We start from the raw sequence: 22,479 nt of genomic DNA, 5'->3' as shown, positions 1-22,479 counted from the left end.
GCTATTTATTCGAAAGGATTAGATTAACAATTAGGCAGTGGGCTAAGCCAAAAAAAGCCTGGAATTGAGGAAGATGAATCATGATGTTGACACAAAAGGAAAAAATACAAAAATTTCTGGTGATATTTTTGTGTTTCTGGGTCGCATTTTTTGAATGCTTTGATTTACAAGCCCCTGGAATTGCAGCCAAAGGTATTGCAGAAACGTTTGCACTTGATCAGGTGCAAATGGGCTATTTAGTCTCGGCGTTTTTGGTATGTTATTCGGCGCTTTCTTTGGTGGGCGTATCGCGGACTATTTAGGTCAGAAACGAGTCTTAATGCTGTCAGTAGCTATTTTCGGGGTTTTCTTTGCACTTACAGCGATCGCACCAAGTATTGAAATTTTATATGCGGCACGTTTCCTGACGGGGTTGGGCTTAGGGGCTGCGATGCTAACAATGATTTCAGTAGTGGGGGATGAGGCGACTGAACGTAATCGAGGTAAGCTGAACAGCTTAATGTATTGTGGCTTGCCTGTAGGTGCGATTTTTGTTGCCGGGCTGGCAATTTATTTTAAGGATATTAGCTGGCAAACATTATTCCTGATCGGTGGTTTGACCCCCTTGGTTCTGCTGCCTTTCATGGCTATGATTTTAAAAGACAAACCGCGTGCTGTTAAAGTTCAAACGACTGAGCAACAGATCGCAGTACCCAATATGGCTGAAGTACTGTTTAAACAGGAACAATATAAACGTACTGTGCCATTGTGGTTCGGCTTTTTCTTTACCTTAATGATTAACTATATCCTGATCAGCTGGTTACCAAATTTACTGATGGAACAGGGGCTTTCCAAGCAGGAAGCTTTTAGTATCATGCTGATCTTCCAGGTTGGTGCTGTAATTGGTACTTTAGGGCTAGGTTATTTATTAGATCGCCTGAAACTCTGGCAAGAGTGGGTGCTATAATTTATGTAGGCCTGGCAATTGTATTGATTCTACTCTTTACCAGTAAAGTAATTCCATTGCTGATCCTGGCCGGTTTAATGGGTGGAATTTTCTCTACCGGTGGTCAATCTATCCTATATGGTATTTCTCCAATCTTCTACTCAGGGGCAGGTAAAGTTACGGGAGTGGGAAGTGCGATTTCACTCGGGCGTTTGGGTGCCATGACTGGTCCACTTTTATCTGGCAAGATTCTGGCATTGGGCTTGGGAACAACAGGTATTCTGTGGGCCAGCTTGCCGGCTGTGGTGATTTCTGCTGTGGCAGTCACTGCTCTGTCCCGTTATAAGACACAAAACAAGCATTAATTTAAGTGATCTATCTATGAAAAAAGTTGGTCTGATGGCTGGCTTTTTTTATTTGAAGATATTTAGACAGATTATTTAACAGGTAGTTTTTGTTAATATAAGTTGAACTAAAAAACGAAATTGAGATATGAGCTATCAGTTAATTGAGCTGGATATAGACGCGACCGACAATATTACCTGCCTACATTGCCAGCAACAGATTATTAACTGGCAAGAAGAGCAATATGTCCAGCCTTGTGAACATACCCTGTTTATTGCTATGGATATTGGTTTTGAATACATTACCGATGAGTTTGAACAGACCATGCAACATACTGTGGATGATTTACATGCCAATGATGATCAGGTCAACATGCTCGCAGAGTTGACTGCAAGTACTTATCCGGAATTTATAATTTTAAAATCGGATCTGGGTGTGGAAGGTTATTCACGTTATATTGGCCTTACCGCTTAAATCTCAGAATGAAAAAAGCGCCAAATCAATTGGCGCTTTTTTGTGGCTGACTTTAAAAATTAACCTTCAACTTCTTCTTCAACATCATCATCTGCACTGTCCATACCCAGCTCTTTAAGTTTGCGCGTCAATGTATTTCGACCCCAACCTAAGAGCTCAGCAGCATGGCGTTTACGGCCGCGCGTTTGCTGAAGGGCCGCATTAATCAGAGTGCGTTCAAACATTGGTGTTGCGATGTCGAGAATCTTCATCTCACCATTTTTTAACTTTTGAATTGCCCATTGGTTCAGTAATTCATCCCAATGGTGCGGAGCAACCTGATTCAGATTTGGAATTGGTGCACCGTTGTCCTGCTGGATAGGAATCTGTTTCAGTTCAGGTGGCAAGTCTTCTGGATAAACTTCACGACCTGTGATCATAACCGTTAACCAGCGACAGGTATTTTCCAGCTGACGCACGTTCCCTTGCCAAGGCAGCTTTTGCATATATTCCTGAGTTTCGGGACGCAGAATCTTCGGATTGACACCAAGCTCTTTGCCTGCACGTGCCAGGAAATGCTGTGCCAGCATTGGAATATCTTCAGAACGGTGTGCCAGTTTAGGAATATGAATACGAATTACATTCAAACGGTGATACAAGTCTTCACGGAAGCGGCCATCGTGTACCAGTTTTTCCAGATCCTGGTGAGTTGCTGCCACGATACGCACATCAACCTTGACTGGAATATGACCACCTACACGGTAAAATTCACCATCAGCTAGGACACGTAACAAACGAGTTTGTGTTTCAAATGGCATGTCACCAATTTCATCCAGGAACAGCGTACCGCCGTTGGCCTGTTCAAAACGGCCTTGACGTTGAGTATTGGCACCCGTAAACGCACCTTTTTCATGACCGAATAATTCAGTCTCAATCAGGTCTTTTGGAATCGCCGCCATGTTCAAGGCGATAAATGGCTTATTGCTACGTGGTGAATGGCGGTGCAAAGCATGTGCCACCAATTCTTTACCTGTGCCGGATTCACCATTAATCAAAACAGTAATATGCGACTGAGATAGACGGCCGATAGCGCGGAATACTTCCTGCATTGCAGGAGATTCACCGATAATTTCAGTCGATTGAATTGTTGGAGCCGCTTTTGCAGATTCCTGTTGCTGTAACTTGGTGATGTGCAGGATGGCACGATTCACCAATGCTAGCGCTTCATCAATATCAAATGGCTTTGGCAGATACTCGAAGGCACCGGTCTGATAACTTGATACTGCAGATTCCAGATCCGAGTGCGCCGTCATAATTATGACAGGCAGATCAGGATTAGTATTCTTGACCTTACCTAAAAAGGTTAAGCCATCAATACCCGGCATTCGGATATCGGTCAGGATCACATCTGGTGCATCCACACTCAACTGATCAAGTGCTGACTGGGCTTCTTCAAAACTGGTAACGTCGAAACCTTCTTCTTTGAATGTTTTTTCGAGTACCCAACGCATGGCACGATCGTCATCAATCACCCATATTTTATTTCGCGACATGATCTGACTCCCAAGGTAAAAATAAGCTAAATACGGTTTTTCCTGGAACTGACTGGCATTCAATCATTCCGTTATGTTGGTGCATTATATTTTGAGCAATACTGAGGCCCAGGCCGGTTCCTTTGGCACGGCTGGTCACAAGCGGGTAGAAAACGGCTTCAATAATATCGTCTGGTACACCCGGACCATTATCTTCAATGTCGATGCGTACCACTGAACGATGAATCACACCATTAATAGTATATAGACGCTGAATACGGGTTCTTAAAATCAGTTCAGGCTGATGCTCGACAAAGAAGTCTTTGTTTTCAGTCATCGCCTGAACCGCATTCACACAGATATTCAGCATGACCTGAATCAGCTGATCGCGGTCTGCTAAAACTTCTGGCAGGGACAGGTCGTAGTCCCTAGTGATTTTAATTTTCTTTTTGGTCTGATTTACAATTAGTGAGCGGACACGTTCTAAAGGCTCATGCACGTTGACCATTTCATAGCTTGGCAATTGACGTGAACCCAGCATACTATCCGCCAGATTTCTCAGGCGATCCACTTCACTGATAATAATATCTGTAAATTCTTTGTATTTCGGATCATCCAGGCTACGTGCGAGAAGCTGTGTTGCACCACGAATACCACCAAGCGGGTTCTTGATTTCATGTGCTACACCACGGATCAACTGGCGCGCCACCTGATGTTGCTGAATATAGTTTTCTTCACGTGAGATTTTCAACATACGGTCACGCTGATTCAGCTCAATCAGCAATAAGGGGTGATGTGGTTTGCCTGCATTCAGTAGCGAAACCGTGTAATCCACATGAATGTCTTTAAAATTGACAATAATAGTCGCTTCACGGCGGGTATAAGGTTGTCCAGTATGCAGGGTGTTATACAGCGACTCTTCAGTATTGAACTCATCTGTAGGGGCTTGCAGGATATTTAATACCGGTGTGCCAAATGCGCGTAACAAGCTGATATCGAACATGGCCTCGCAGGCAGTGTTCAGGTAATAGATATTCAGGTTGCTATCAATCAGCATGACAGCAGTGGTCAGGTTGTCCACCAAAAGGCGATAGTCGATGGAAAGGGGCTGATCCATTAGCGATGGTTTTCCTGTATTAAAATAGCGCAATGGCATCTTCATAAAGCAAAATTTAAAGTCTTAAGTTCTCATTTGATGCACATTAAGCAAAATGCACGCCAACTTTTTAAATAATCCCTAAATTATTGCAATGAAATGGAAGTGGGGTCATGAAGATGCATGATTTGTTAATGGTATAGCTGATAAAAATCAGCATGTAAATCATAAATGTTCAATTTTGGTGCATGTATAATTATAATGAATATTTTATGGCTTTATTTTGGTGCTTGATGTAATCAGTCTCCATTTCAACTGTTTTTATGTTTCGAAAAGACATACAATACGCGCATTCTAGTGGAGCGCAGATTCATGAAGTCCCCCAAAGTCGGTTTTGTTTCTTTAGGTTGTCCTAAGGCATTGGTAGATTCTGAACGAATTTTAACTCAGTTGAAGACTGAAGGTTATGATGTCGCATCGGATTATGACGGTGCTGATTTAGTAGTGGTAAACACCTGTGGTTTTATTGAATCTGCAGTACAAGAGTCTCTAGACGCCATCGGTGAAGCGATGAGCGCGAATGGTCGCGTGATTGTGACGGGCTGTCTAGGTAAAGACGAAGACAAGATTCGCCAAATGCATCCGAATGTCCTGAAAGTGACTGGTGCTGCGGCTTATGAAGAAGTAATGGATGCGGTTCATCAATATGTCCCTGAACCGCCAAAACATAATCCATTTATTGATCTGGTTCCTGAGCAAGGCATTCGCCTTACTCCAAAACACTATGCGTACTTGAAAATTTCAGAAGGCTGTAACCACCGTTGTACTTTCTGCATTATCCCAAGCATGCGTGGTGATCTGGTATCGCGTCCAGTCGGTTCTGTGCTTGAAGAAGCTGCAGCGCTAAAACGTGCTGGCGTAAAAGAAGTACTCGTCATCTCCCAGGATACTTCTGCTTACGGCGTGGATACCAAGTACAAACTTGACTTCTGGAATGGTCAGCCAGTTAAGACCAAATTCTATGATATGTGTGAAGCGCTGGGGCAGTTAGGCATCTGGGTGCGTCTGCACTATGTCTACCCATATCCACATGTGGATGCGGTGATTGATCTGATGGCACAAGGCAAAATCCTGCCATACCTGGATATTCCATTCCAGCATGCCAGTCCTAAAGTATTAAAGCTGATGAAGCGTCCTGCGCACAGTGAAAATACATTAGAACGTTTGAAAGTATGGCGTGAAAAATGTCCTGAATTGGTGCTGCGTTCGACATTTGTAGTGGGCTTCCCGGGTGAAACCGAAGAAGACTTCCAGATGTTGTTGGACTGGTTGCAGGAAGCTCAGCTGGATCGTGTGGGTTGTTTCACTTATTCAGCAGTTGAAGGTGCAGCAGCGAATGATCTGCCAGATCACGTGCCGGAAGAAATTAAGCAAGAACGTTATGAACGTTTCATGCAGGTCCAGCAAGCGATCTCAGCAGCCAAGCTGCAAAAGCGTATCGGTCAGAAAATGACAGTGCTAGTTGATGATCTGGAAGAGGAATTCCCGGTTGCTGTAGCACGTTCTTATGCCGATGCACCAGAGATTGATGGGAATGTATTTGTTGAAGATATCGACAAGAGCCTGATTAAGACAGGTGCTTTGCTTGAAGTCGAAATTACCGATGCGGACGAATATGACCTGTTTGCAAAACTGATTTCGATTAAATCAGCCTAATACTTAGATAAAATTAAATGAAATAATTTGGAGTTTGATGATGTTGGATTCTAAAAAGCCGCGTTTTGGCCGTATTTTGCTGAAACTTTCAGGTGAAGCACTTGCCGGTAACAAGGATATGGGTATTGATGCACCAATCCTTGACCAGATGTCTTTAGCGATTGCACACCTAGTTGGATTGGGTGTACAGGTCGGTATTGTTGTCGGTGGTGGTAACTTGTACCGTGGTAGCCAGTTGCAGAAAGATGGTCTGGTTGGTCGTGTAACCGGTGACCAGATGGGTATGCTGGCAACCGTGATGAACGGTCTGGCATTACGTGATGCGCTGGTACGCCGTAACATCAAGACACGTTTACTTTCAGCATTGCCAATCGGCACCGTTGTAGAATCTTACTCAAGCCGTGATGCGATTCGTCACCTGACGCGTGGTGAAGTCTGCGTATTTGTTGCGGGGACAGGTAACCCGTTCTTTACCACTGATACAGCAGCTTGCTTGCGTGGCATTGAAATTGAAGCGGACCTGATTCTGAAAGCAACCAAGGTTGATGGTGTCTATAATAAAGATCCAAGCAAATTTGAAGATGCTGTTAAATACGAAACCTTAACCTTTGACCAAGTGCTTGATGAAAAACTGGGTGTGATGGATTTAACGGCGATTTGCCTATGCCGTGATCATAACGTACCGCTACAAGTTTTCGACATGAACAAGTCTGGTGCTTTATTGTCCGTTGTGATGGGTGAAAAAGAGGGTACTCACGTTACCAATTGATGACGTGAACCTTGAAGCACTTTATACTAGTCAAAATTTAGCTTTTACATTTTTTAGAATTAAGTAAGGAAGATCATATGATTAACGATCTTAAAAAAGACGCAGAAGACCGTATGAACAAGTCACTTGACTCGTTGGAGCATGGTTTTGCCAAAGTTCGTACTGGACGTGCACATCCATCGATTCTGAACGGTGTTATGGTTCCTTACTATGGCTCTGACGTGCCATTGAACCAGGTTGCAAACGTAGGTGTTGAAGATTCACGTACCTTGCTGGTTCAACCATTTGAACGTTCAATGGTTGCTGCAATTGATAAAGCCATTCGTGAATCAGATTTAGGGCTTAACCCGATTACTGCTGACGCAATTCGTGTACCAATGGCTGCGTTAACTGAAGAAACTCGCCGTGACATGCAGAAAGTTGCGCGTAACGAAGCTGAAAACGCTAAAGTTGCGATTCGTAACATTCGTCGTGATGTTTTGGGCGATATCAAAGCTTTATTGAAAGAAAAAGAAATTTCTGAAGATGAAGAGCGTCGTGCTTCTGACGAAATCCAGAAAATTACTGATAAATATGTTGCTGAAGTTGACAAACGTTTGGCTGCAAAAGAAGCTGAATTGATGAAGGTCTAATTCATCAATGACCGTTTCTGAAGAGAGTTCCCGTCTTCCAAAACATGTTGCCATCATCATGGATGGCAACAATCGTTTTGCCAAAAAAAATCAGATGCAAAAAGGTGAAGGACACCGTGAAGGTAAAAGCGTTCTTGACCCGATTGTAGAACACTGTAGAAAAAGAAAAATCCAGGCTTTAACTGTATTTGCGTTTTCGAGTGAAAACTGGAATCGTCCGCAGTATGAAGTGGATCTGCTCATGCGATTGCTCGAAGACACCATCCATGAACAGTTACCGCGCATGGAAAAATTCAATATTGCCTTACGCTTTATCGGTGATTGCAACCGTTTATCTTCAGAGCTGCAAGCTTTAATGTTGCATGCTGAGGAAAGGACTGCTAAGTTCGATAGCATGACGCTCACTATTGCCATTAGTTATGGTGGTATGTGGGATATGGCGCAGGCTGCGAAGCGAATTGCTGCGGATGTTTTAACAAATAAATTAGAACTTGATGCAATTAATGCTGATGTTTTTGGTCAATATGTAAGTCTTAGTGATTTACCACCTGTGGATCTGTTAATCCGTACCGGTGGGGATTTTCGCTTGTCAAACTTCCTGCTCTGGCAGGCAGCTTATGCGGAATTGTATTTTACTGAAACCTTATGGCCAGAATTTACCACGGAAGAATTAGATGACGCGTTTGCCGTATTTGGTGGACGTGAACGTCGGTTTGGTAAGACATCAGAACAGATTCAGCAAGAGAAACTTGAGAATTAATACATGTTAGAGCGGATTATAACCGCATTGGTTTTGGTGGCTGTTGTACTCAGTTGTATGTTTGCCACTACTGCATATTACCCAATGTTTGTGTTGATGGTCGTTGCTGCAGGCGTGGCAGGTTATGAGTGGTTTAAACTCATGCCACGTCAGGGGAAAAAAGTAATTAAGCCGTTTGCTTGGGGTTATGGCTTACTCACAGCAGTTCTTTCAGCACTTGCACTCTATTTTTCAGACATCTCCATGCTGCTTTGGGCGGCATCGATTTTGACCTGGATCCTCAGCATCTATTGGGTTAAATCCTATCCTGAATATGATGGCTGGTACAATGTTACTTTAAATGGCATTGGCGTGATCCTGATCTCGGCGGCGGTCACTGCAATCTATTCAGTCTGGCAGCATTCACCTTGGTGGTTAATGTATCTGTTTTTGCTGGTTTGGGGGGCAGACAGTGGTGCCTATTTTATTGGACGCAAGTTCGGCAATAAAAAGCTCGCACCGAAAGTTAGTCCAAACAAATCGGTTGAAGGGTTGTATGGTGGAATCGTCACATCCATGTTGATTGTCATTACAGTCACATTACTTTATCTCGATATCAGTATTCCCGAACTGCTTTTATTCCTGATTTTATCAGTATTAACAGTCTTTAGTTCTGTGCTTGGCGACCTGTTTGAATCGATGATCAAACGTCGTGCTGGTATTAAAGATTCGGGACGTATTCTGCCAGGACATGGTGGTGTATTGGACCGTATTGATTCTCTCCTTGCTGCAGCACCGATTTTTGCTGCAGGCATGTATGTCTTAAAACTAATTGGCGTAGATTTATAAATGTCACAAGCTGTTTGTATACTGGGTGCTACAGGTTCTATTGGGCAAAGTACTTTAAAAATCCTGCAGCGACATCCTGAAGCTTACAGCGTATATGCTGTGACTGCACAAAGCCGTATTGCTGAACTGGTCGAGATCTGTAAGCAGTTTCGACCAAAAATCGCTGTGGTGCCAGCCTTTAAAGTAGATGAACTGGCACAATTGCTGAAACAGCAACAGTTATTCGAAATAGAAATTTTACCAGATGAAGCAGGCTTGATTGCAGTTGCTGAACATCCAGAAGTAGATGTAGTCATGGCGGCGATTGTTGGTGCAGCTGGCCTTTTGCCGACATTGGCTGCGGTCAAAGCGGGGAAACGGGTCCTGCTGGCTAATAAAGAAGCTTTGGTGATGTCTGGTGATATTATGATGCAGGCTGCTCGTGATCATGGGGCTTTATTGCTACCTGTGGACTCAGAGCACAATGCAATTTTCCAGTGTTTGCCGGCGAATTACTTCGATGCTGAGCGTAACGGTCAGCCAAAACTGGGTGTACAGCAGATTCTGTTAACTGCCTCTGGTGGTCCATTCTTAAATCATACTTTCGATCAGCTGCAGACGGTCACACCAGCACAAGCCTGCAAGCATCCGAACTGGTCGATGGGTCAAAAAATTTCAGTAGATTCAGCAACCTTGATGAATAAAGGTTTGGAACTGATTGAAGCCTGTCATTTATTTGCAGTAAAAGAACAATTTGTTACAGTTGTCGTGCATCCACAGAGTATTATTCACTCCATGGTTCAATATGTAGATGGTTCAACTTTGGCGCAAATGGGTAATCCGGATATGTGTACCCCGATTGCACATGCCTTGGCATGGCCAGAGCGGATCAGTACGCATGTCGCCCCATTAGATTTATTTGTACATTCACAACTGAATTTCCAGCAACCGGATACCCAGCGTTTTCCTGCATTAAAACTGGCACGCCAGGCAATGCAGCAAGGCGGGATTGCGCCTGCTATTCTGAATGCAGCCAATGAAATTGCCGTGGCAGCATTTTTGCATGAAAAAATTAATTTCATTCAAATACCTCAGATAGTTGAATATACGCTGAATTCGATGGACAATCGGACAGCAGATCAGCTGGAAGTGATTCTTCAGGCTGATCGGCAGGCGCGTGATATCGCCCGTCAATTCGTTGTGAATAAAGGAAGTTAAGCCATGAACGCCTTGTTTATTATCGCAGCTGCAATTCTGTTATTAGGTCCTCTGATTGCGATCCATGAATTTGGACATTACTTTGTAGCTCGAAAACTTGGCGTAAAGGTTTTAGTTTATTCGATTGGATTTGGTCCAACGCTAATTAAATGGACTTCAAAAAAGTCTGGTATCCAGTATCAGCTTTCTGCTTTGCCATTTGGCGGCTATGTCAAAATGCTCGATGAACGTGAAGGTAATGTACCTGAAGAGGACCTCCCTAAAGCATTTAATCGTCAACATCCATGGAAACGTATCGCGATTGTTGCGGCTGGTCCTTTAATTAATCTTTTCTTTGCAGTGATTCTATTCTGGATTTTATTTTTACCTGCACAAGAGCAGTTAAATACCCGTGTGGGTCAGGTTTTGCCTAATACACCTGCAGCTGCTGTACAGATGCAGCAAGGTGACAAAATTACCGCAGTGGATGGCACTGAAGTCGCAACCTGGGAAAAGCTGAATTATGCCTTGGTTGATCGTGTTGGTGAAACCGGGCTGATTACGATTCAGGCCGAACGTGATGGACAGATAAAAAGTTTCCAATTGCCGATTCAGAGTTTTCTGAAAGATCAGTCACAGTCTCCACTGGATACTTTAGGTTTTATACCGTATCGTCCAGAAATTCCTGCCGTGGTATCTAAGCTCAGTGACGATGGCGCTGCAATCCGCCAAGGCATGAAGGAAGGTGACAAGATCATTGCTATTGATGGGGTGGCGATGAAAAACTGGTTTGATGTGGTACAGGTTGTCCAGGCATCACCAGAAAAATTATTAAAAATAGTTGTGTTACGTAATAACCAGGTGGTGCATTTACAGGTGATGCCACAGGCGAAACGTGACAATATGGGTAAAGTGACGGGTATGCTGGGTGTACAAAGTGACCCAGGCAAAATCACCATCCCGGCAGAATATAAACAGACAATTCAATATAGTCCGACTGAAGCACTGGTCATGGCTTTTGACAAAACGACACAACTGTCTTCAATGATTCTTAACTCGATTGTGAAGATGGTTCGTGGTCTGATTGGTCTGGATAATTTATCTGGTCCGATCACGATTGCCAAAGTGGCAGGTCAAAGTGCGGAAATGGGATGGCAAACTTTTATTTCCTTTATGGCGCTAATGAGTGTAAGTTTAGGGATATTAAATTTACTGCCAATTCCAATGCTTGATGGCGGACATCTGGTTTACTATTTTATTGAATTATTACGTGGTAAACCTGTTTCTGAACAAATACAATTGGTTGGCTTAAAAATTGGTATGGTATTGCTGGGTAGTATGATGCTACTTGCACTATTTAATGATTTTATGCGTTTATAACAACGTAGATGGAATAAATTAACAAGCGGAAAAGACTGGCATGCAGCACACACATTTATTTATGCCTTTGGCACTCGTTAGTGCTATGGCAGTTGCACAACAAGTATATGCAGCAGATGAATTCGTAGTACAAGATATAAAATTTGACGGACTGGTTCGTCTCACTCCCGAAAATGTGTATGGCCTGGTGCCAATCAATAGTGGTGATCGTGTCAATGATCCAATTATTGCCAATGCGATCCGGAGTCTGTATGCCTCAGGCTTGTTTGATGATATCAAGGCAACTCAAGCTGGAAATACGCTAGTATTCCAGGTGGTTGAACGCCCGGTTATTTCCAAGATCGAACTAAAAGGTAACAAGCTGATTCCGAAGGAAGCTTTGGAAGAAGGTTTGAAAAAAATGGGTCTTGCTGAAGGTGAGGTTCTAAAAAAATCTGCTTTGCAAACTGTAGAAACCGAGCTTGAACAGCAGTATATGCAGCAAGGTCGTTATGATGCAGACATTACAGTAAAGACCACGCCGAAGCCAAATAACCGTGTCGATCTGCTGATTGAATTTGTGGAAGGTAAGGCTGCAAAAGTTTTTGACATTAATATTATTGGGAATACGGTCTTTAAAGAAGATGAGATCAAGCAGGCTTTTGCAATCAAGGAAAGCTCTTGGAATTCGATTATTTCCCGTAATGACCGTTATGCACGTGAGAAAATGGCAGCAAGCCTTGAAGCTTTGCGTGCTATGTACTTAAACCGTGGTTATATCAACTTCAATATCAATAACTCAAGTCTGAACCTGAGTGAAGATAAGAAAAATGTCTTTATTGAAGTATCGGTAGATGAAGGTGAGCAATTCAAATTTGGTGAGACCAAATTCCTGGGTGATGCGCTTTATTCAGCAGATGAACTCAAAGTTTTACAACTATACAAAGACGGTGAAATTTATTCACAGGAAAAAGTGAATGCGGTTAAACAGTTATTACTGCGTAAATATGGTAATGCTGGCTATTATTTCGCTGAAGTAAATGTTGTTCCAGAAATTAATAAAGATACTAAACTGGTTGACTTAAATTATTACATCAACCCAGGTCAGCAGGTGACTGTACGTCGCATTAATTTTACTGGTAATAACAAAACTGCGGATGAAGTATTACGTCGTGAAATGCGTCAGATGGAAAGCGCACTGGCTAGTAACGAAAAAATTGATCTGTCTAAGGTCCGTCTGGAACGTACTGGTTTCTTTAAATCGGTTGATATTAAACCGGCGCGTATTCCTGGTTCGCCGGATCAGATCGATTTAAATGTTGCAGTTGAAGAGCAGCATTCCGGGACAAGTACCCTGGCAGTTGGTTTCTCGCAAAGTGGTGGTGTGACCTTCCAGGCTGGTTTAAGTCAAACCAACTTCCTGGGTACAGGGAATAGTGTATCGGTAGATCTATCACGCTCTGAAACTCAAGATTACTATAACCTGAGTGTAACCGATCCATACTTTACTATTGATGGTGTACGTCGTGGTTATAATCTGTACTACCGTAAAACCAAGCTGGATGATGACTATAACGTCAACAACTATGTAACGGATAGTTTTGGTGGTGGGATTAACTTTGGTTATCCAATCGATGAGAACCAGAGTATTAGTTTTGGTCTGAATATTGATCAGACCGATGTTACGACTGGTCCATACGTTTCTACCTATGTTCGTGACTATTTGCTAGCAAATGATGGTAAGGAAACCGGTAACCCAGGAAGATATTGTCCAGAGGGACTATGGAATGCAACTGATAGAACTTGTGGTACGAATGATCAAGGTTGGGAGTCTTTCCCTGATGAGTTTAAAGGGGATTTCCTGACCTATAATCTTAATTTAGGCTGGTCATATAATACCTTAAACCGCCCAATCTTCCCTACAACTGGTTTCTCACATCGTGTTAATGGTGAAATTGCCTTGCCAGGTAGTGATGTGGAATATCAAAAGCTGACCTATGATGCGCAAGCTTACTTCCCGTTAGGCAAGAATTTTGTAGTTCGTGGCTATGGTAAGCTCGGTTATGGTAATGATCTTCCATTCTATAAAAACTTCTATGCGGGTGGTTTTGGTTCAGTCCGTGGTTATGAAAACAGTACTTTGGGTCCTAAATACCCAGGTGTTACATATAACGAATCACGTACTCGCGATTATGATCCTGAAGAAGTAGGCGGTAATGCTTTAGTTCAGTTTGGTACAGAATTGGTGCTTCCAGTTCCATTTAAAGGAGATTGGGCACGTCAGGTGCGTCCAGTGCTATTTGCTGAAGGTGCACAGGTCTTTGATACTCAATGTGATGTGCCAAGAGGTAATTTGTACTTAACTGGTGGTTCAAGTGATCCAGGTGTAGATGCTAAACAGTACTGTAAAGACAACTTCGGTTTTGAACTAGATAACATGCGTTATAGCGTAGGTGCCGGCTTTACCTGGATTACTATGATCGGACCATTATCATTAAGTTATGCATATCCGTTGAATGATAAAAAAGGTGATGATACAAAGAGTATTCAATTCGAAATTGGTCGTACCTTCTAATTTAATTAACCAAAGTTAATATTATTTGGCCTTGTGAATAGTAAGAAATTACTATTTGTAAGGCCATTTTTATAGATAGAGAAATACAGATGAAAAAAATGATGATGGCGATAGGTATCGCTACGGCAACTTCAACGGTACAGGCAGCTGGTGTTGGAGTAATTGATCTGGAACGTTTGGTGGAAAATAGCACATATCTAAAACAGCAAAATACGTCATTCCAGCAGACTATCAAACCACAAACCGCCAAAATTGAGCAGCTAAATAAGGAATTGGAAGCCATTCAGCAACGTGCCCAGGCAAACCCTAAAATCAGTGCGGCAGATAAGAAAAAGCTCGAAGAACAATATCAGGCAAAATTTAAAGAGTTAGGTCAGTTACAGCAAGCTATACAGACTAGCGCGCAAAGCTCTATTCAGCAGGTTCGTACTGTATTTGATGCACGTGTGAAGCAAGTCGCTGAACAATTACGCCAAGAAAACAAGCTGGATGTGGTTTTGAATAAAAATAGCGCGCTTGCCTATGACCCTAAGTATGATTTAACTGATAAAATGATTCAAAAGGTTAATGCAATTAAATAATCAATGAATCATCAACAGCTTCAATTAGCTGACCTCGCTCGTCTGGTGCAAGGTGAGTGTATAGGTCAGTCCAATTTGCAGTTAAGAGGCTTGGCAAGTCTTGAGCATGCAACAGTACAGGATCTGGCGTTTGTTACTGCTGATAAATATCTGGAACAGGCAGCTCAAAGCCAGGCAGGTGCTCTGATTGTGACAGCTGAGCTTAAAACACAGCTAAGTTCACATCAGAACTTTATTGTCGTGGCAAATCCTTATCTTGCTTTTGCAATGCTGACTCATGTATTTGAGCAAAAGCAGACTCAACGTGGTATAGAAAGTACGGCACAGGTTCATCCTTCGGCTGTAATTGCAGATGACGCCTATATTGGTCACTATGTGGTGATCGGTGAAAATTGTGTAGTTGGATCAAATACGGTCATTCAGTCCCATGTGCAGATTGATAACCAGGTGGAAATTGGTAAAGATTGTTTTATTGATGCTCACGTCACCTTGACCGGTACGACAAAAATTGGTGACCGGGTACGTATCCATGCCAATAGCGTCATTGGCAGTGAAGGTTTTGGCTTTGCGCCTTATCAAGGTAAATGGCACCGCATTGCACAATTAGGGTCGGTACGTATTGGTCATGATGTCCGTATTGGTTCTAATTGCAGTATTGATCGTGGTGCTCTGGATCACACAATTCTGGAAAATGGCGTCATTATTGATAACCTTGTGCAAGTCGCTCATAACGTTAAAATTGGTGCCAACACTGCCATTGCAGCAAAAACAGCGATTGCAGGCAGTACCAGTATTGGCAAAAACTGTATCATTGGTGGGGCTACAGCGATTTCAGGACACCTGAATATTGCGGATAATGTGACTTTGACCGGAATGTCAATGGTGACAAATAATATTTCTGAAGCTGGAAAATATTCTTCAGGTATCGGATTGTTTGAAAATCAGAAGTGGAAGCGCACAGTGGTTCGCATTAGACAATTAGCAGATGTGCCATTGACCCAGGTAATGAAACGCATTGATCATATGCAGTCTCAAATTGAGTCCATTGAATCAACATTTAAGTTGCGTAAATAATTATGATGACAGAATCGAATTTGCCTACATTCACGAAGCCTGAATTGCCAATGACCATTCAAAAGATTCGTGAGTATTTGCCTCATCGCTATCCATTCCTGCTTGTGGATCGCGTGGTAGATATTACTGATAATGGCATCGTGGGTTATAAAAACGTTTCAATTAATGAAGAGTTTTTACAGGGCCATTTTCCTAATTACCCAATCATGCCAGGTGTGCTAATTGTAGAAGCATTGGCACAGGTAGCAGGTATTCTTGGTTTCGTCATGAACAATGAGACTCCAACAGAGGGCTCTTTGTTCCTTTTTGCTGGTGCTGAGAAGGTTAGATTTAAAAAACAAGTGGTTGCAGGCGACCAATTGGTATTAAAAGCTGAATTAGTGATGCAAAAACGTGGCATTTACAAATATAATTGTATAGCCACAGTAGATGGCGTAGTCGCAACAACCGCGGAAATTATGGTTTCGCATCAGAAAGTCGAGCAGGCATGAGCAATAACTCCCTTATTCATCCAACTGCCATTATTGACTCATCTGCAGTAATTGCTTCAGATGTTCAAATTGGTCCTTACTGTATTATTGGGCCAAATGTCACTATTGGTGCAGGTACCAAACTTCATTCACACGTCGTTGTGGGTGGATACACACGCATTGGCGAACACAATGAGATTTTCCAGTTTGCGAGTGTGGGAGAAGTTTGTCAGGACCTGAAATATGCAGGTGAAGAAACCTGGCTTGAGATTGGTGATCATAACAAGATTCGCGAACATTGCAGTCTGCACCGTGGTACTGTTCAGGACAATAGCATTACCAAAATCGGCAGTCATAACCTGCTGATGGTAAATACGCATATTGCACATGACTGTATGGTGGGCGATCACAATATCTTTGCAAATAATGTGGGTGTAGCTGGTCACGTCCATGTGGGTGATTATGTGGTGATTGGGGGGAACTCAGGTATCCATCAGTTCTGTAAGATTGATTCTTATAGCATGATCGGTGGTGCATCACTGATTCTTAAAGATGTGCCTGCTTATGTAATGGTTTCCGGCAATCCTGCGCATGCATTTGCAATGAATGTGGAAGGGATGCGTCGTAAGGGTTGGTCGAAAAATGTAATCAATGGCCTACGTGAGGCATTTAAACTGATCTATAAATCAGGTTTAACCACACAAGAAGCAATTGAAAAAATTCGTGCAGAGATTCTGCCAGAAGTGGCTGAAGCACAGCGCTTGCTTGATTCTTTGGAGCAGTCTAAACGTGGTATTGTGCGTTAATAGGCTATTCATAAAAAAGACACCTTTTCAGGTGTCTTTTTTATTCCTGAATCTTTTTATTTAAAGAATTTAGCTTCTTCAGACTGCGGATAATTTTTCAACAAGCGAGATTTATATTGTGTAGCCAAGGTCTTGTTTTTCTCTACTTCACTGCTGACATTATATAATTGATACAAAGCACGGGCAGCTTTTGCCGAATTTGGATAGCGGTCTGCCACAATGGCATAATTTCGCTTCGCTTCAGTAAAATTCGGCGGATCAATCGACAGATTAAACTCTGCTAACCAGAAGTAGGCATTGCTGATATACACGCTGTTTGGATTATTCTTAATGAAATTCTGCATCGGTGCAATCGCTTTTGCGGCACCGCCATTCTTGTAGGCATCCAAGGCTACTGTATATGCAGCTTTTTCTAACTCGGAGGGTTGGGCAGAAGAGCTCGAAGCTGTTGATGTTTGAGCTTGGCTTAACTTGTTGTTGCCTGCTCCTGAACTGGGTGCAGTATCCTGTTGATTATCCTCCTCAGTGCCTTGTTCAGGATCAATCTTTTGCTGTAATAACTCAAGACGTTGATCGAGATCGGCATAGCGGTTAGCCAGTTCACTTTTTAGCGACTGAATCTCATTGTCCTGTTCTTCAATCTTGCCGCGCAAGCCACGAATATCACTTTCCAGTTGCTGATTTTTTTGCAGCAATTGCCAGCTCATATTGGTCTGTACCGGGGTATCTACTCCTGAGGAAATCGCAGGCAGGGTGCTGGTAGGTGCTGTACTGTTACCACCCTGGCTTAAGCCTCGAGATTCAATTGGAACTGCAGCAAAAAGTGAAGTGGTACAGAGCATGCTGAACGCGCATAAGACATGTTTTTTAAACATCATCTATTTTATCCATGTTGTTTTGAATGAACCAGAATTCAAGGCGGTCAATCAAATAAATTATTCAATATATAGGCACACATTTAAAACGGCATTGCCGGGAATTGCAACATGCTTTTACAAAGTTGAAGGGGTTTTTCGGGCAGGAATTTGTATCTCGGATTTACAGAAAATTCTGAATTAATCCTACATTGTTTTTAAAATAATCAAACGGATAGCTTGTGCTAGATTTTTTAGTATTCTCACTTGCAAGTTCATTAAAAATCTCTATACTCTGTTCTTGCAATGGTAGCCCTGCCGGTTACTTCGCAATTGCACTCTGCGAACCCCGCCAGGACCGGAAGGTAGCAACGGTAGTAGAAATGCGATGTGCCGAAGCTTTGCTGGTAGGGTTGCCACCATATTTTTATATAATCAAAACAATACCAATTTGAATTTTCTATTCTCAAAGCTAATCTTTTATTCATAAGCTAAAGCTGTATATCTTATTATTTGAATACTCAGTTCATGGTTGTTTTATTTTCGATTTAAGCTTGTTTCCTAAACTATATGAAATTCAATATTCAAGACTTTTAGTTATTCAGGCCTTGAGAATAAGTAATCAATCTTCTGCTTTACGGTTAATCGCTTTCATAATGGCATCCATTTCAAAACCCCGGTACATGAGAAAACGAATCTGCTTGGCTTTGACTTTGGGATCTTTTGTAACTTCAGGGCCGTATTTCTTGAGCTTCAGTTCATAAGCTTGCTGAACCCAGTCGGTTTCTTTAAGTTCATCTATAATTAAAGCTGTATCAATCTTTTTGCTTTTCAGCTTCATTTTAATCTGATTCGGGCCTTTACCTTTGCGCTTTTGGCTGGAAAGTAAAGTTTCTGCAACACGCTGATCACTTTGGTAATTCTCACGGGAAAGCTCATCAACAAGCTCTAGTACTTCATCACGATTTTCTGCATATAAGCACAGTTTTTCGATCAGTTCCGCTTTGGCGTATTCCTTACGAGTCAGTACTGCAAAGGCATAGGAGCGCAAACGGGAGCCGGTTAAGCCCGGTTTCTTTTTATCTTCCTGCTTGTTATCAAATAAGCTTTCTTCAGGATCAAACTCGGGCAGGGTATCAGCTTGGGATAGAGTTGCTGGCTTGGACGAATCATGAGCATCGCCAAACTGTTGCTTGATGGTTTCATAATCCAGGAGCTTAGTGAACTTTGCATCAGACATAGTGAATCCCATTCATTTTATTACCTTTCCATAATAACAAAAACGCCCCGTAGGGCGCTTTGTAAGACGTTTAAGGATTATGCATCCAGAAAGTCTGCTGGTTCTTCTTCGTCTTTATCTTCAACCACATTGCCTGTCGTCAAAAGCTGCTCACGAATCAGTTTTTCAATGGTATCTGCAAGTGCTTTGTTCTCTTCCAGATAACGAATAGTGTTGTTCTTGCCTTGGCCAATCTTGTCACCTTGATAAGAGTACCAGGCACCGGCTTTCTGTACGATTTCCTGCTGTACTGCAAGGTCAATCAATTCACCGAGATGGTTTACACCTTTACCATACAGAATTTGGAATAGAGCTTCCTTAAATGGAGGCGCCATTTTGTTCTTCACAACTTTAACTTTAGTTTCAGAACCAACGATTTCGTCGCCTTCTTTTACCTGACCAATACGTCGGATATCCAGACGTACAGAAGCATAGAATTTCAGTGCATTACCACCAGTAGTAGTTTCCGGACTACCAAACATCACACCAATTTTCATACGGATCTGGTTAATGAAGATCACCATACAGTTTGAACGCTTGGCATTACCAGTGATTTTACGCAGTGCCTGGCTCATCAAACGTGCTTGCAGACCCATGTGTGAGTCACCCATTTCGCCTTCAATTTCAGCACGAGGGGTTAAGGCAGCTACGGAGTCGACAACGATCAGGTCAATCGCGCCTGAACGTACAAGCATGTCGGCAATTTCAAGTGCCTGTTCACCGTGGTCGGGTTGAGATACCAGCAGGTTGTCGATATCTACACCCAATTTACGTGCATATTGAGGATCAAGCGCATGTTCAGCATCGATGAATGCACAAGTACCACCAGCTTTTTGACATTCAGCAATTGCTTGTAATGTCATTGTGGTTTTACCTGAAGATTCAGGACCATAAATCTCGATAATACGGCCTTTCGGTAAACCACCAATACCGAGTGCGATATCAAGCGTTAAAGAACCTGTAGATACAGCTTCAACTGCTTGAACGGTATTGTCACCAAGACGCATTACTGTGTTTTTGCCAAACTGTTTTTCAATCTGGCTTAAGGCAGCATTCAGCGCCTTGTTTTTATTCTCATCCATCTTACAACCTCAATACGATGTCACTAAATTAGTACTCAAGTGGATGTCTTAAATTAGAGCTTTGTTCCACAGGTATAATAGTGACAGAAAGTTCCCTGATATTCTATAAAATTCAGCGTATGTACGACATACGCTGACGCTCGAATTTACTCATCATTATATGACCAATGCTGGTCAAATAGCTGACTATTTTCGTCTCTAAATTTACTGATGTCACGGCGATCTTTTTTACTTGGTCGGTGATCCGGACGAGCAAGATTATGCAACTTTCTTTGTGATGCAATCAATTCCCGTCGGGCAATACTGACTTCAGTTTCTTCATAAAGTGTTTGCGCAACTGGAGCAGGGCCACGGACATCAGATAGTTCTTTGACAACAACAGTTTTCTTGTCAATCCCTTGTTGGACCGTGATTTCCATGCCGATCCGGACTTCACGGGAGACTTTGACACGTTCGCCGCCAATATGCACCTTGCCGCCTTCAATGGCATTCTTGGCAATGGAGCGCGTTTTGAAAAAACGTGCCGCCCACAGCCATTTATCTATACGCATGCCTACCGCATCTTCGGGTAAAGACGATTTACGCATATTGCTTGTTAACCTCAGCCTGATTTAAATATGTGATTAAATCTGTTAATTGGTGCAGCATCGGGTAATTGCAAGTCTCGCGAGAAACTTTGCTGGAGGAGGGCTGTTTAATACTGAACAGATTCTGAATGCCATAGGCTTTGGCACCATTCAATACTTTTTCTGTGTCATCAATAAAATAGACCTGCTCAGGATCAAAAGGATGCAGGGCGTTTAGACCTTGCCAGAATTCAACAAACTCCTTGGCATGCCCGATGGTTTCAGAGCTGACAATCACGTCAAAATAATCTTTGAGTTGCAGATGTTCCAATTTGAAGCTGAGTCCGGCACAGTCGGCATTGGTGGCCAGCCAGATCGGGTAGCCGTTTGCCTTTAGATAATCCAGTAACTCCAGTGCCTGTGGTCTTAATGCGACTTTGGATTTATGCTCGATTTGCATCGCCAGAACATCCACTTCGACTTTAGCTGTCCAGAAGCGCGATGAGTACCAGTTTAGGGTATGATTATGTTCTTGATAGAATGCATAAAGCGTTGTTCGACTTTGCTCCAGGCTGCAATGGTGCGTTTCAGCATAGCGGACAGGAAGCAGGTCATTCCAGATGAAATCGTCATAGGCAAGATCAAGTAGGGTTCCGTCCATATCAAAAATAATGGGCGGTTTTTCTGAGCAATTCGGCATATAAGGTTTTCTATGTTTAAAGCAACAACAGCACCACAAGATCCGATGATTTTGCAGTTTGTGCCCATTTTGACACAGGCTTGTGAAATTTTGCGAGAAGAATATCAGCAATATTGTTCCGGTGCTGCTTTTGACATTGAAAGGAAAAAGGATGATTCGCCTGTGACGCAAGCCGATTACCGCGTCAATACTTTTCTGACTCAGGTCCTCGCTGAAATTTCTGATTTACCGTTACTTTCTGAAGAAGGTAAACAGGAGGACCGTCAGGCATGGTCTGCATTCTGGCTGCTCGATCCTCTGGATGGCACCAAGGAATTTCTGCATCAACGACCCGAATTCACTATTAATCTGAGCCTGGTCAAAGACAATCTGACGACTTTTGCCATTCTTGCAATTCCGGCACAACAGCTTATCTATTTCTGTCCAGAACAAGGTATGCCGCTAAAATATGACATTCAGCAAGATTGCTGGCATGAATATTTTCCAGCATCTCAACAAGACACGGTGCATATTGGTCTAAGTCAGAGTAGCCAAAAAAAGCCTAAATATGCGGCTTATCTGGAAAGTCTGGCTAAATTTACTGAGTTTGAGGAGTTTAAAGCTGGCAGTGCTTATAAATTTTGTATGATTCTGGAAGATCAGGTGGATATTTATCCGCGCTTCCATCCGACCTGTGAATGGGATACCAGTGCCGGTCAATGTCTGCTGGAACGTATTGGCGGCGGTTTGGTAGATTTTAAGGGGCGGCCATTTAGCTATAACCAGCGCGAGACCTTATTAAATAGTGGTTTTATTGCTTATAAGACCAAAGAGATGAAGATATTGGCCTTTAAAGCGCTGGCTGATATGCAAGGTAGTGATTGAGCTGTGTAACGTTCATGTTATAGTGAAGCTGATTCCG

At 42.6% G+C, this 22,479-nt stretch carries 21 protein-coding genes, 1 other RNA gene and 1 pseudogene; 16 read left to right on the top strand and 7 right to left on the bottom strand.

Going from position 1 to position 22,479, the window contains the following annotated elements; translation table 11 throughout:
* Positions 1-80: 80 nt before the first annotated feature.
* Together C3420_RS17825 and C3420_RS03760 are read left to right on the top strand one after the other, a co-directional pair.
* Positions 81-1,290, top strand: a pseudogene (locus tag C3420_RS17825) (MFS transporter).
* Between the two features lie 127 nt (positions 1,291-1,417).
* Positions 1,418-1,744, top strand: a complete 327-nt coding sequence (locus C3420_RS03760) for a hypothetical protein (protein WP_103800567.1) — start codon at positions 1,418-1,420, stop codon at positions 1,742-1,744.
* Between the two features lie 59 nt (positions 1,745-1,803).
* Here the strand turns inward: C3420_RS03760 and glnG are convergent, their stop codons facing one another.
* Together glnG and glnL are read right to left on the bottom strand one after the other, a co-directional pair.
* Positions 1,804-3,276 (bottom strand): nitrogen regulation protein NR(I), encoded by a 1,473-nt coding sequence (gene glnG / locus C3420_RS03755; RefSeq protein WP_004894395.1) that lies wholly within the window; start codon positions 3,274-3,276, stop codon positions 1,804-1,806.
* Complete coding sequence (gene glnL, locus C3420_RS03750) at positions 3,263-4,372, bottom strand: nitrogen regulation protein NR(II) (protein WP_004812645.1); 1,110 nt, start codon at positions 4,370-4,372, stop codon at positions 3,263-3,265. Before glnL ends, glnG begins: the two co-directional genes overlap by 14 nt.
* A gap of 351 nt (positions 4,373-4,723) precedes the next feature.
* Between glnL and rimO the strand changes: the two genes are divergently transcribed.
* The 12 genes from rimO (at position 4,724) to lpxA (ending at position 17,097) form a co-directional block, all read left to right on the top strand.
* Positions 4,724-6,067 carry a 30S ribosomal protein S12 methylthiotransferase RimO gene (gene rimO, locus C3420_RS03745; RefSeq protein WP_004894397.1) on the top strand — a complete coding sequence of 448 codons (1,344 nt, stop codon included), beginning with the start codon at positions 4,724-4,726 and terminating at the stop codon, positions 6,065-6,067.
* Positions 6,068-6,107: 40 nt separating this feature from the next.
* Complete coding sequence (gene pyrH / locus C3420_RS03740; RefSeq protein ID WP_004812647.1) at positions 6,108-6,836, top strand: UMP kinase; 729 nt, start codon at positions 6,108-6,110, stop codon at positions 6,834-6,836.
* A 77-nt stretch (positions 6,837-6,913) separates the two neighbouring features.
* Positions 6,914-7,468, top strand: a complete 555-nt coding sequence (frr, locus tag C3420_RS03735; protein ID WP_004812648.1) for a ribosome recycling factor — start codon at positions 6,914-6,916, stop codon at positions 7,466-7,468.
* A gap of 7 nt (positions 7,469-7,475) precedes the next feature.
* Entirely contained in the window at positions 7,476-8,228 is a 753-nt protein-coding gene (gene uppS, locus C3420_RS03730; protein ID WP_008305282.1) for a polyprenyl diphosphate synthase, read from the top strand.
* 3 nt (positions 8,229-8,231) lie between these two features.
* Positions 8,232-9,056 carry a phosphatidate cytidylyltransferase gene (locus C3420_RS03725; RefSeq protein ID WP_004894403.1) on the top strand — a complete coding sequence of 275 codons (825 nt, stop codon included), beginning with the start codon at positions 8,232-8,234 and terminating at the stop codon, positions 9,054-9,056.
* Positions 9,057-10,253: a 1-deoxy-D-xylulose-5-phosphate reductoisomerase gene (gene ispC, locus C3420_RS03720; protein WP_103800566.1), complete on the top strand. Its 1,197-nt coding sequence runs from the start codon at positions 9,057-9,059 to the stop codon at positions 10,251-10,253.
* A 3-nt stretch (positions 10,254-10,256) separates the two neighbouring features.
* Positions 10,257-11,612 carry an RIP metalloprotease RseP gene (gene rseP / locus C3420_RS03715; RefSeq protein WP_008305280.1) on the top strand — a complete coding sequence of 452 codons (1,356 nt, stop codon included), beginning with the start codon at positions 10,257-10,259 and terminating at the stop codon, positions 11,610-11,612.
* Positions 11,613-11,652: 40 nt separating this feature from the next.
* Positions 11,653-14,166 carry an outer membrane protein assembly factor BamA gene (gene bamA / locus C3420_RS03710; protein ID WP_103800565.1) on the top strand — a complete coding sequence of 838 codons (2,514 nt, stop codon included), beginning with the start codon at positions 11,653-11,655 and terminating at the stop codon, positions 14,164-14,166.
* Between the two features lie 89 nt (positions 14,167-14,255).
* A complete protein-coding gene (locus C3420_RS03705) occupies positions 14,256-14,747 on the top strand; it encodes an OmpH family outer membrane protein (protein WP_103800564.1) in 492 nt (163 codons plus the stop codon).
* A 3-nt stretch (positions 14,748-14,750) separates the two neighbouring features.
* The gene (gene lpxD / locus C3420_RS03700) at positions 14,751-15,821 is read left to right on the top strand and encodes a UDP-3-O-(3-hydroxymyristoyl)glucosamine N-acyltransferase (RefSeq protein WP_103800563.1); all 1,071 of its coding nucleotides are present in this window, start codon (positions 14,751-14,753) and stop codon (positions 15,819-15,821) included.
* Positions 15,822-15,826: 5 nt separating this feature from the next.
* Positions 15,827-16,312, top strand: a complete 486-nt coding sequence (gene fabZ, locus C3420_RS03695; RefSeq protein WP_026056779.1) for a 3-hydroxyacyl-ACP dehydratase FabZ — start codon at positions 15,827-15,829, stop codon at positions 16,310-16,312.
* Positions 16,309-17,097 carry an acyl-ACP--UDP-N-acetylglucosamine O-acyltransferase gene (gene lpxA / locus C3420_RS03690; RefSeq protein WP_004894416.1) on the top strand — a complete coding sequence of 263 codons (789 nt, stop codon included), beginning with the start codon at positions 16,309-16,311 and terminating at the stop codon, positions 17,095-17,097. Before fabZ ends, lpxA begins: the two co-directional genes overlap by 4 nt.
* A gap of 56 nt (positions 17,098-17,153) precedes the next feature.
* On the opposite strand, the gene C3420_RS03685 is transcribed toward lpxA, so the two are convergent.
* On the bottom strand, positions 17,154-17,975 hold the full coding sequence (locus C3420_RS03685) for a YbgF trimerization domain-containing protein (protein ID WP_103800562.1): 822 nt from the start codon (positions 17,973-17,975) through the stop codon (positions 17,154-17,156).
* A gap of 292 nt (positions 17,976-18,267) precedes the next feature.
* On the opposite strand from C3420_RS03685, the gene ffs reads away from it, so the two are divergent.
* An RNA gene (ffs, locus tag C3420_RS03680) (signal recognition particle sRNA small type) lies at positions 18,268-18,364 on the top strand.
* Positions 18,365-18,573: 209 nt separating this feature from the next.
* On the opposite strand, the gene C3420_RS03675 is transcribed toward ffs, so the two are convergent.
* The 4 genes from C3420_RS03675 to C3420_RS03660 form a co-directional block, all read right to left on the bottom strand.
* Positions 18,574-19,191 carry a regulatory protein RecX gene (locus C3420_RS03675; protein ID WP_004812668.1) on the bottom strand — a complete coding sequence of 206 codons (618 nt, stop codon included), beginning with the start codon at positions 19,189-19,191 and terminating at the stop codon, positions 18,574-18,576.
* 77 nt (positions 19,192-19,268) lie between these two features.
* Positions 19,269-20,312 carry a recombinase RecA gene (gene recA, locus C3420_RS03670; RefSeq protein WP_004812670.1) on the bottom strand — a complete coding sequence of 348 codons (1,044 nt, stop codon included), beginning with the start codon at positions 20,310-20,312 and terminating at the stop codon, positions 19,269-19,271.
* A 146-nt stretch (positions 20,313-20,458) separates the two neighbouring features.
* Entirely contained in the window at positions 20,459-20,899 is a 441-nt protein-coding gene (locus tag C3420_RS03665; protein WP_076753438.1) for an RNA-binding S4 domain-containing protein, read from the bottom strand.
* Positions 20,892-21,578, bottom strand: coding sequence for an HAD-IA family hydrolase (locus tag C3420_RS03660; RefSeq protein WP_004812672.1), 687 nt, complete (start codon positions 21,576-21,578; stop codon positions 20,892-20,894). The genes C3420_RS03665 and C3420_RS03660 overlap by 8 nt, the downstream gene beginning before the upstream one ends.
* Before the next feature lie 12 nt (positions 21,579-21,590).
* Here C3420_RS03660 and C3420_RS03655 point away from each other — a divergent pair, with 12 nt between their 5' ends.
* The gene (locus tag C3420_RS03655; RefSeq protein WP_004894426.1) at positions 21,591-22,442 is read left to right on the top strand and encodes a 3'(2'),5'-bisphosphate nucleotidase CysQ family protein; all 852 of its coding nucleotides are present in this window, start codon (positions 21,591-21,593) and stop codon (positions 22,440-22,442) included.
* The last annotated feature ends 37 nt before the right edge of the window (positions 22,443-22,479 follow it).

Source organism: Acinetobacter sp. ACNIH3, assembly GCF_002918965.1.
GTDB lineage: Bacteria > Pseudomonadota > Gammaproteobacteria > Pseudomonadales > Moraxellaceae > Acinetobacter > Acinetobacter schindleri.
This window is presented reverse-complemented; position numbering and strand designations above follow the sequence as displayed.

Coding starts and splice junctions, on each gene's coding strand:
- C3420_RS03760 (WP_103800567.1), top strand. CDS start 1,418: ATGAGCTATCAGTTAATTGAGCTGGATATAGACGCGACCGACAATATT.
- glnG (WP_004894395.1), bottom strand. CDS start 3,276: ATGTCGCGAAATAAAATATGGGTGATTGATGACGATCGTGCCATGCGT.
- glnL (WP_004812645.1), bottom strand. CDS start 4,372: ATGGATCAGCCCCTTTCCATCGACTATCGCCTTTTGGTGGACAACCTG.
- rimO (WP_004894397.1), top strand. CDS start 4,724: ATGAAGTCCCCCAAAGTCGGTTTTGTTTCTTTAGGTTGTCCTAAGGCA.
- pyrH (WP_004812647.1), top strand. CDS start 6,108: ATGTTGGATTCTAAAAAGCCGCGTTTTGGCCGTATTTTGCTGAAACTT.
- frr (WP_004812648.1), top strand. CDS start 6,914: ATGATTAACGATCTTAAAAAAGACGCAGAAGACCGTATGAACAAGTCA.
- uppS (WP_008305282.1), top strand. CDS start 7,476: ATGACCGTTTCTGAAGAGAGTTCCCGTCTTCCAAAACATGTTGCCATC.
- C3420_RS03725 (WP_004894403.1), top strand. CDS start 8,232: ATGTTAGAGCGGATTATAACCGCATTGGTTTTGGTGGCTGTTGTACTC.
- ispC (WP_103800566.1), top strand. CDS start 9,057: ATGTCACAAGCTGTTTGTATACTGGGTGCTACAGGTTCTATTGGGCAA.
- rseP (WP_008305280.1), top strand. CDS start 10,257: ATGAACGCCTTGTTTATTATCGCAGCTGCAATTCTGTTATTAGGTCCT.
- bamA (WP_103800565.1), top strand. CDS start 11,653: ATGCAGCACACACATTTATTTATGCCTTTGGCACTCGTTAGTGCTATG.
- C3420_RS03705 (WP_103800564.1), top strand. CDS start 14,256: ATGAAAAAAATGATGATGGCGATAGGTATCGCTACGGCAACTTCAACG.
- lpxD (WP_103800563.1), top strand. CDS start 14,751: ATGAATCATCAACAGCTTCAATTAGCTGACCTCGCTCGTCTGGTGCAA.
- fabZ (WP_026056779.1), top strand. CDS start 15,827: ATGACAGAATCGAATTTGCCTACATTCACGAAGCCTGAATTGCCAATG.
- lpxA (WP_004894416.1), top strand. CDS start 16,309: ATGAGCAATAACTCCCTTATTCATCCAACTGCCATTATTGACTCATCT.
- C3420_RS03685 (WP_103800562.1), bottom strand. CDS start 17,975: ATGATGTTTAAAAAACATGTCTTATGCGCGTTCAGCATGCTCTGTACC.
- C3420_RS03675 (WP_004812668.1), bottom strand. CDS start 19,191: ATGTCTGATGCAAAGTTCACTAAGCTCCTGGATTATGAAACCATCAAG.
- recA (WP_004812670.1), bottom strand. CDS start 20,312: ATGGATGAGAATAAAAACAAGGCGCTGAATGCTGCCTTAAGCCAGATT.
- C3420_RS03665 (WP_076753438.1), bottom strand. CDS start 20,899: ATGCGTAAATCGTCTTTACCCGAAGATGCGGTAGGCATGCGTATAGAT.
- C3420_RS03660 (WP_004812672.1), bottom strand. CDS start 21,578: ATGCCGAATTGCTCAGAAAAACCGCCCATTATTTTTGATATGGACGGA.
- C3420_RS03655 (WP_004894426.1), top strand. CDS start 21,591: ATGTTTAAAGCAACAACAGCACCACAAGATCCGATGATTTTGCAGTTT.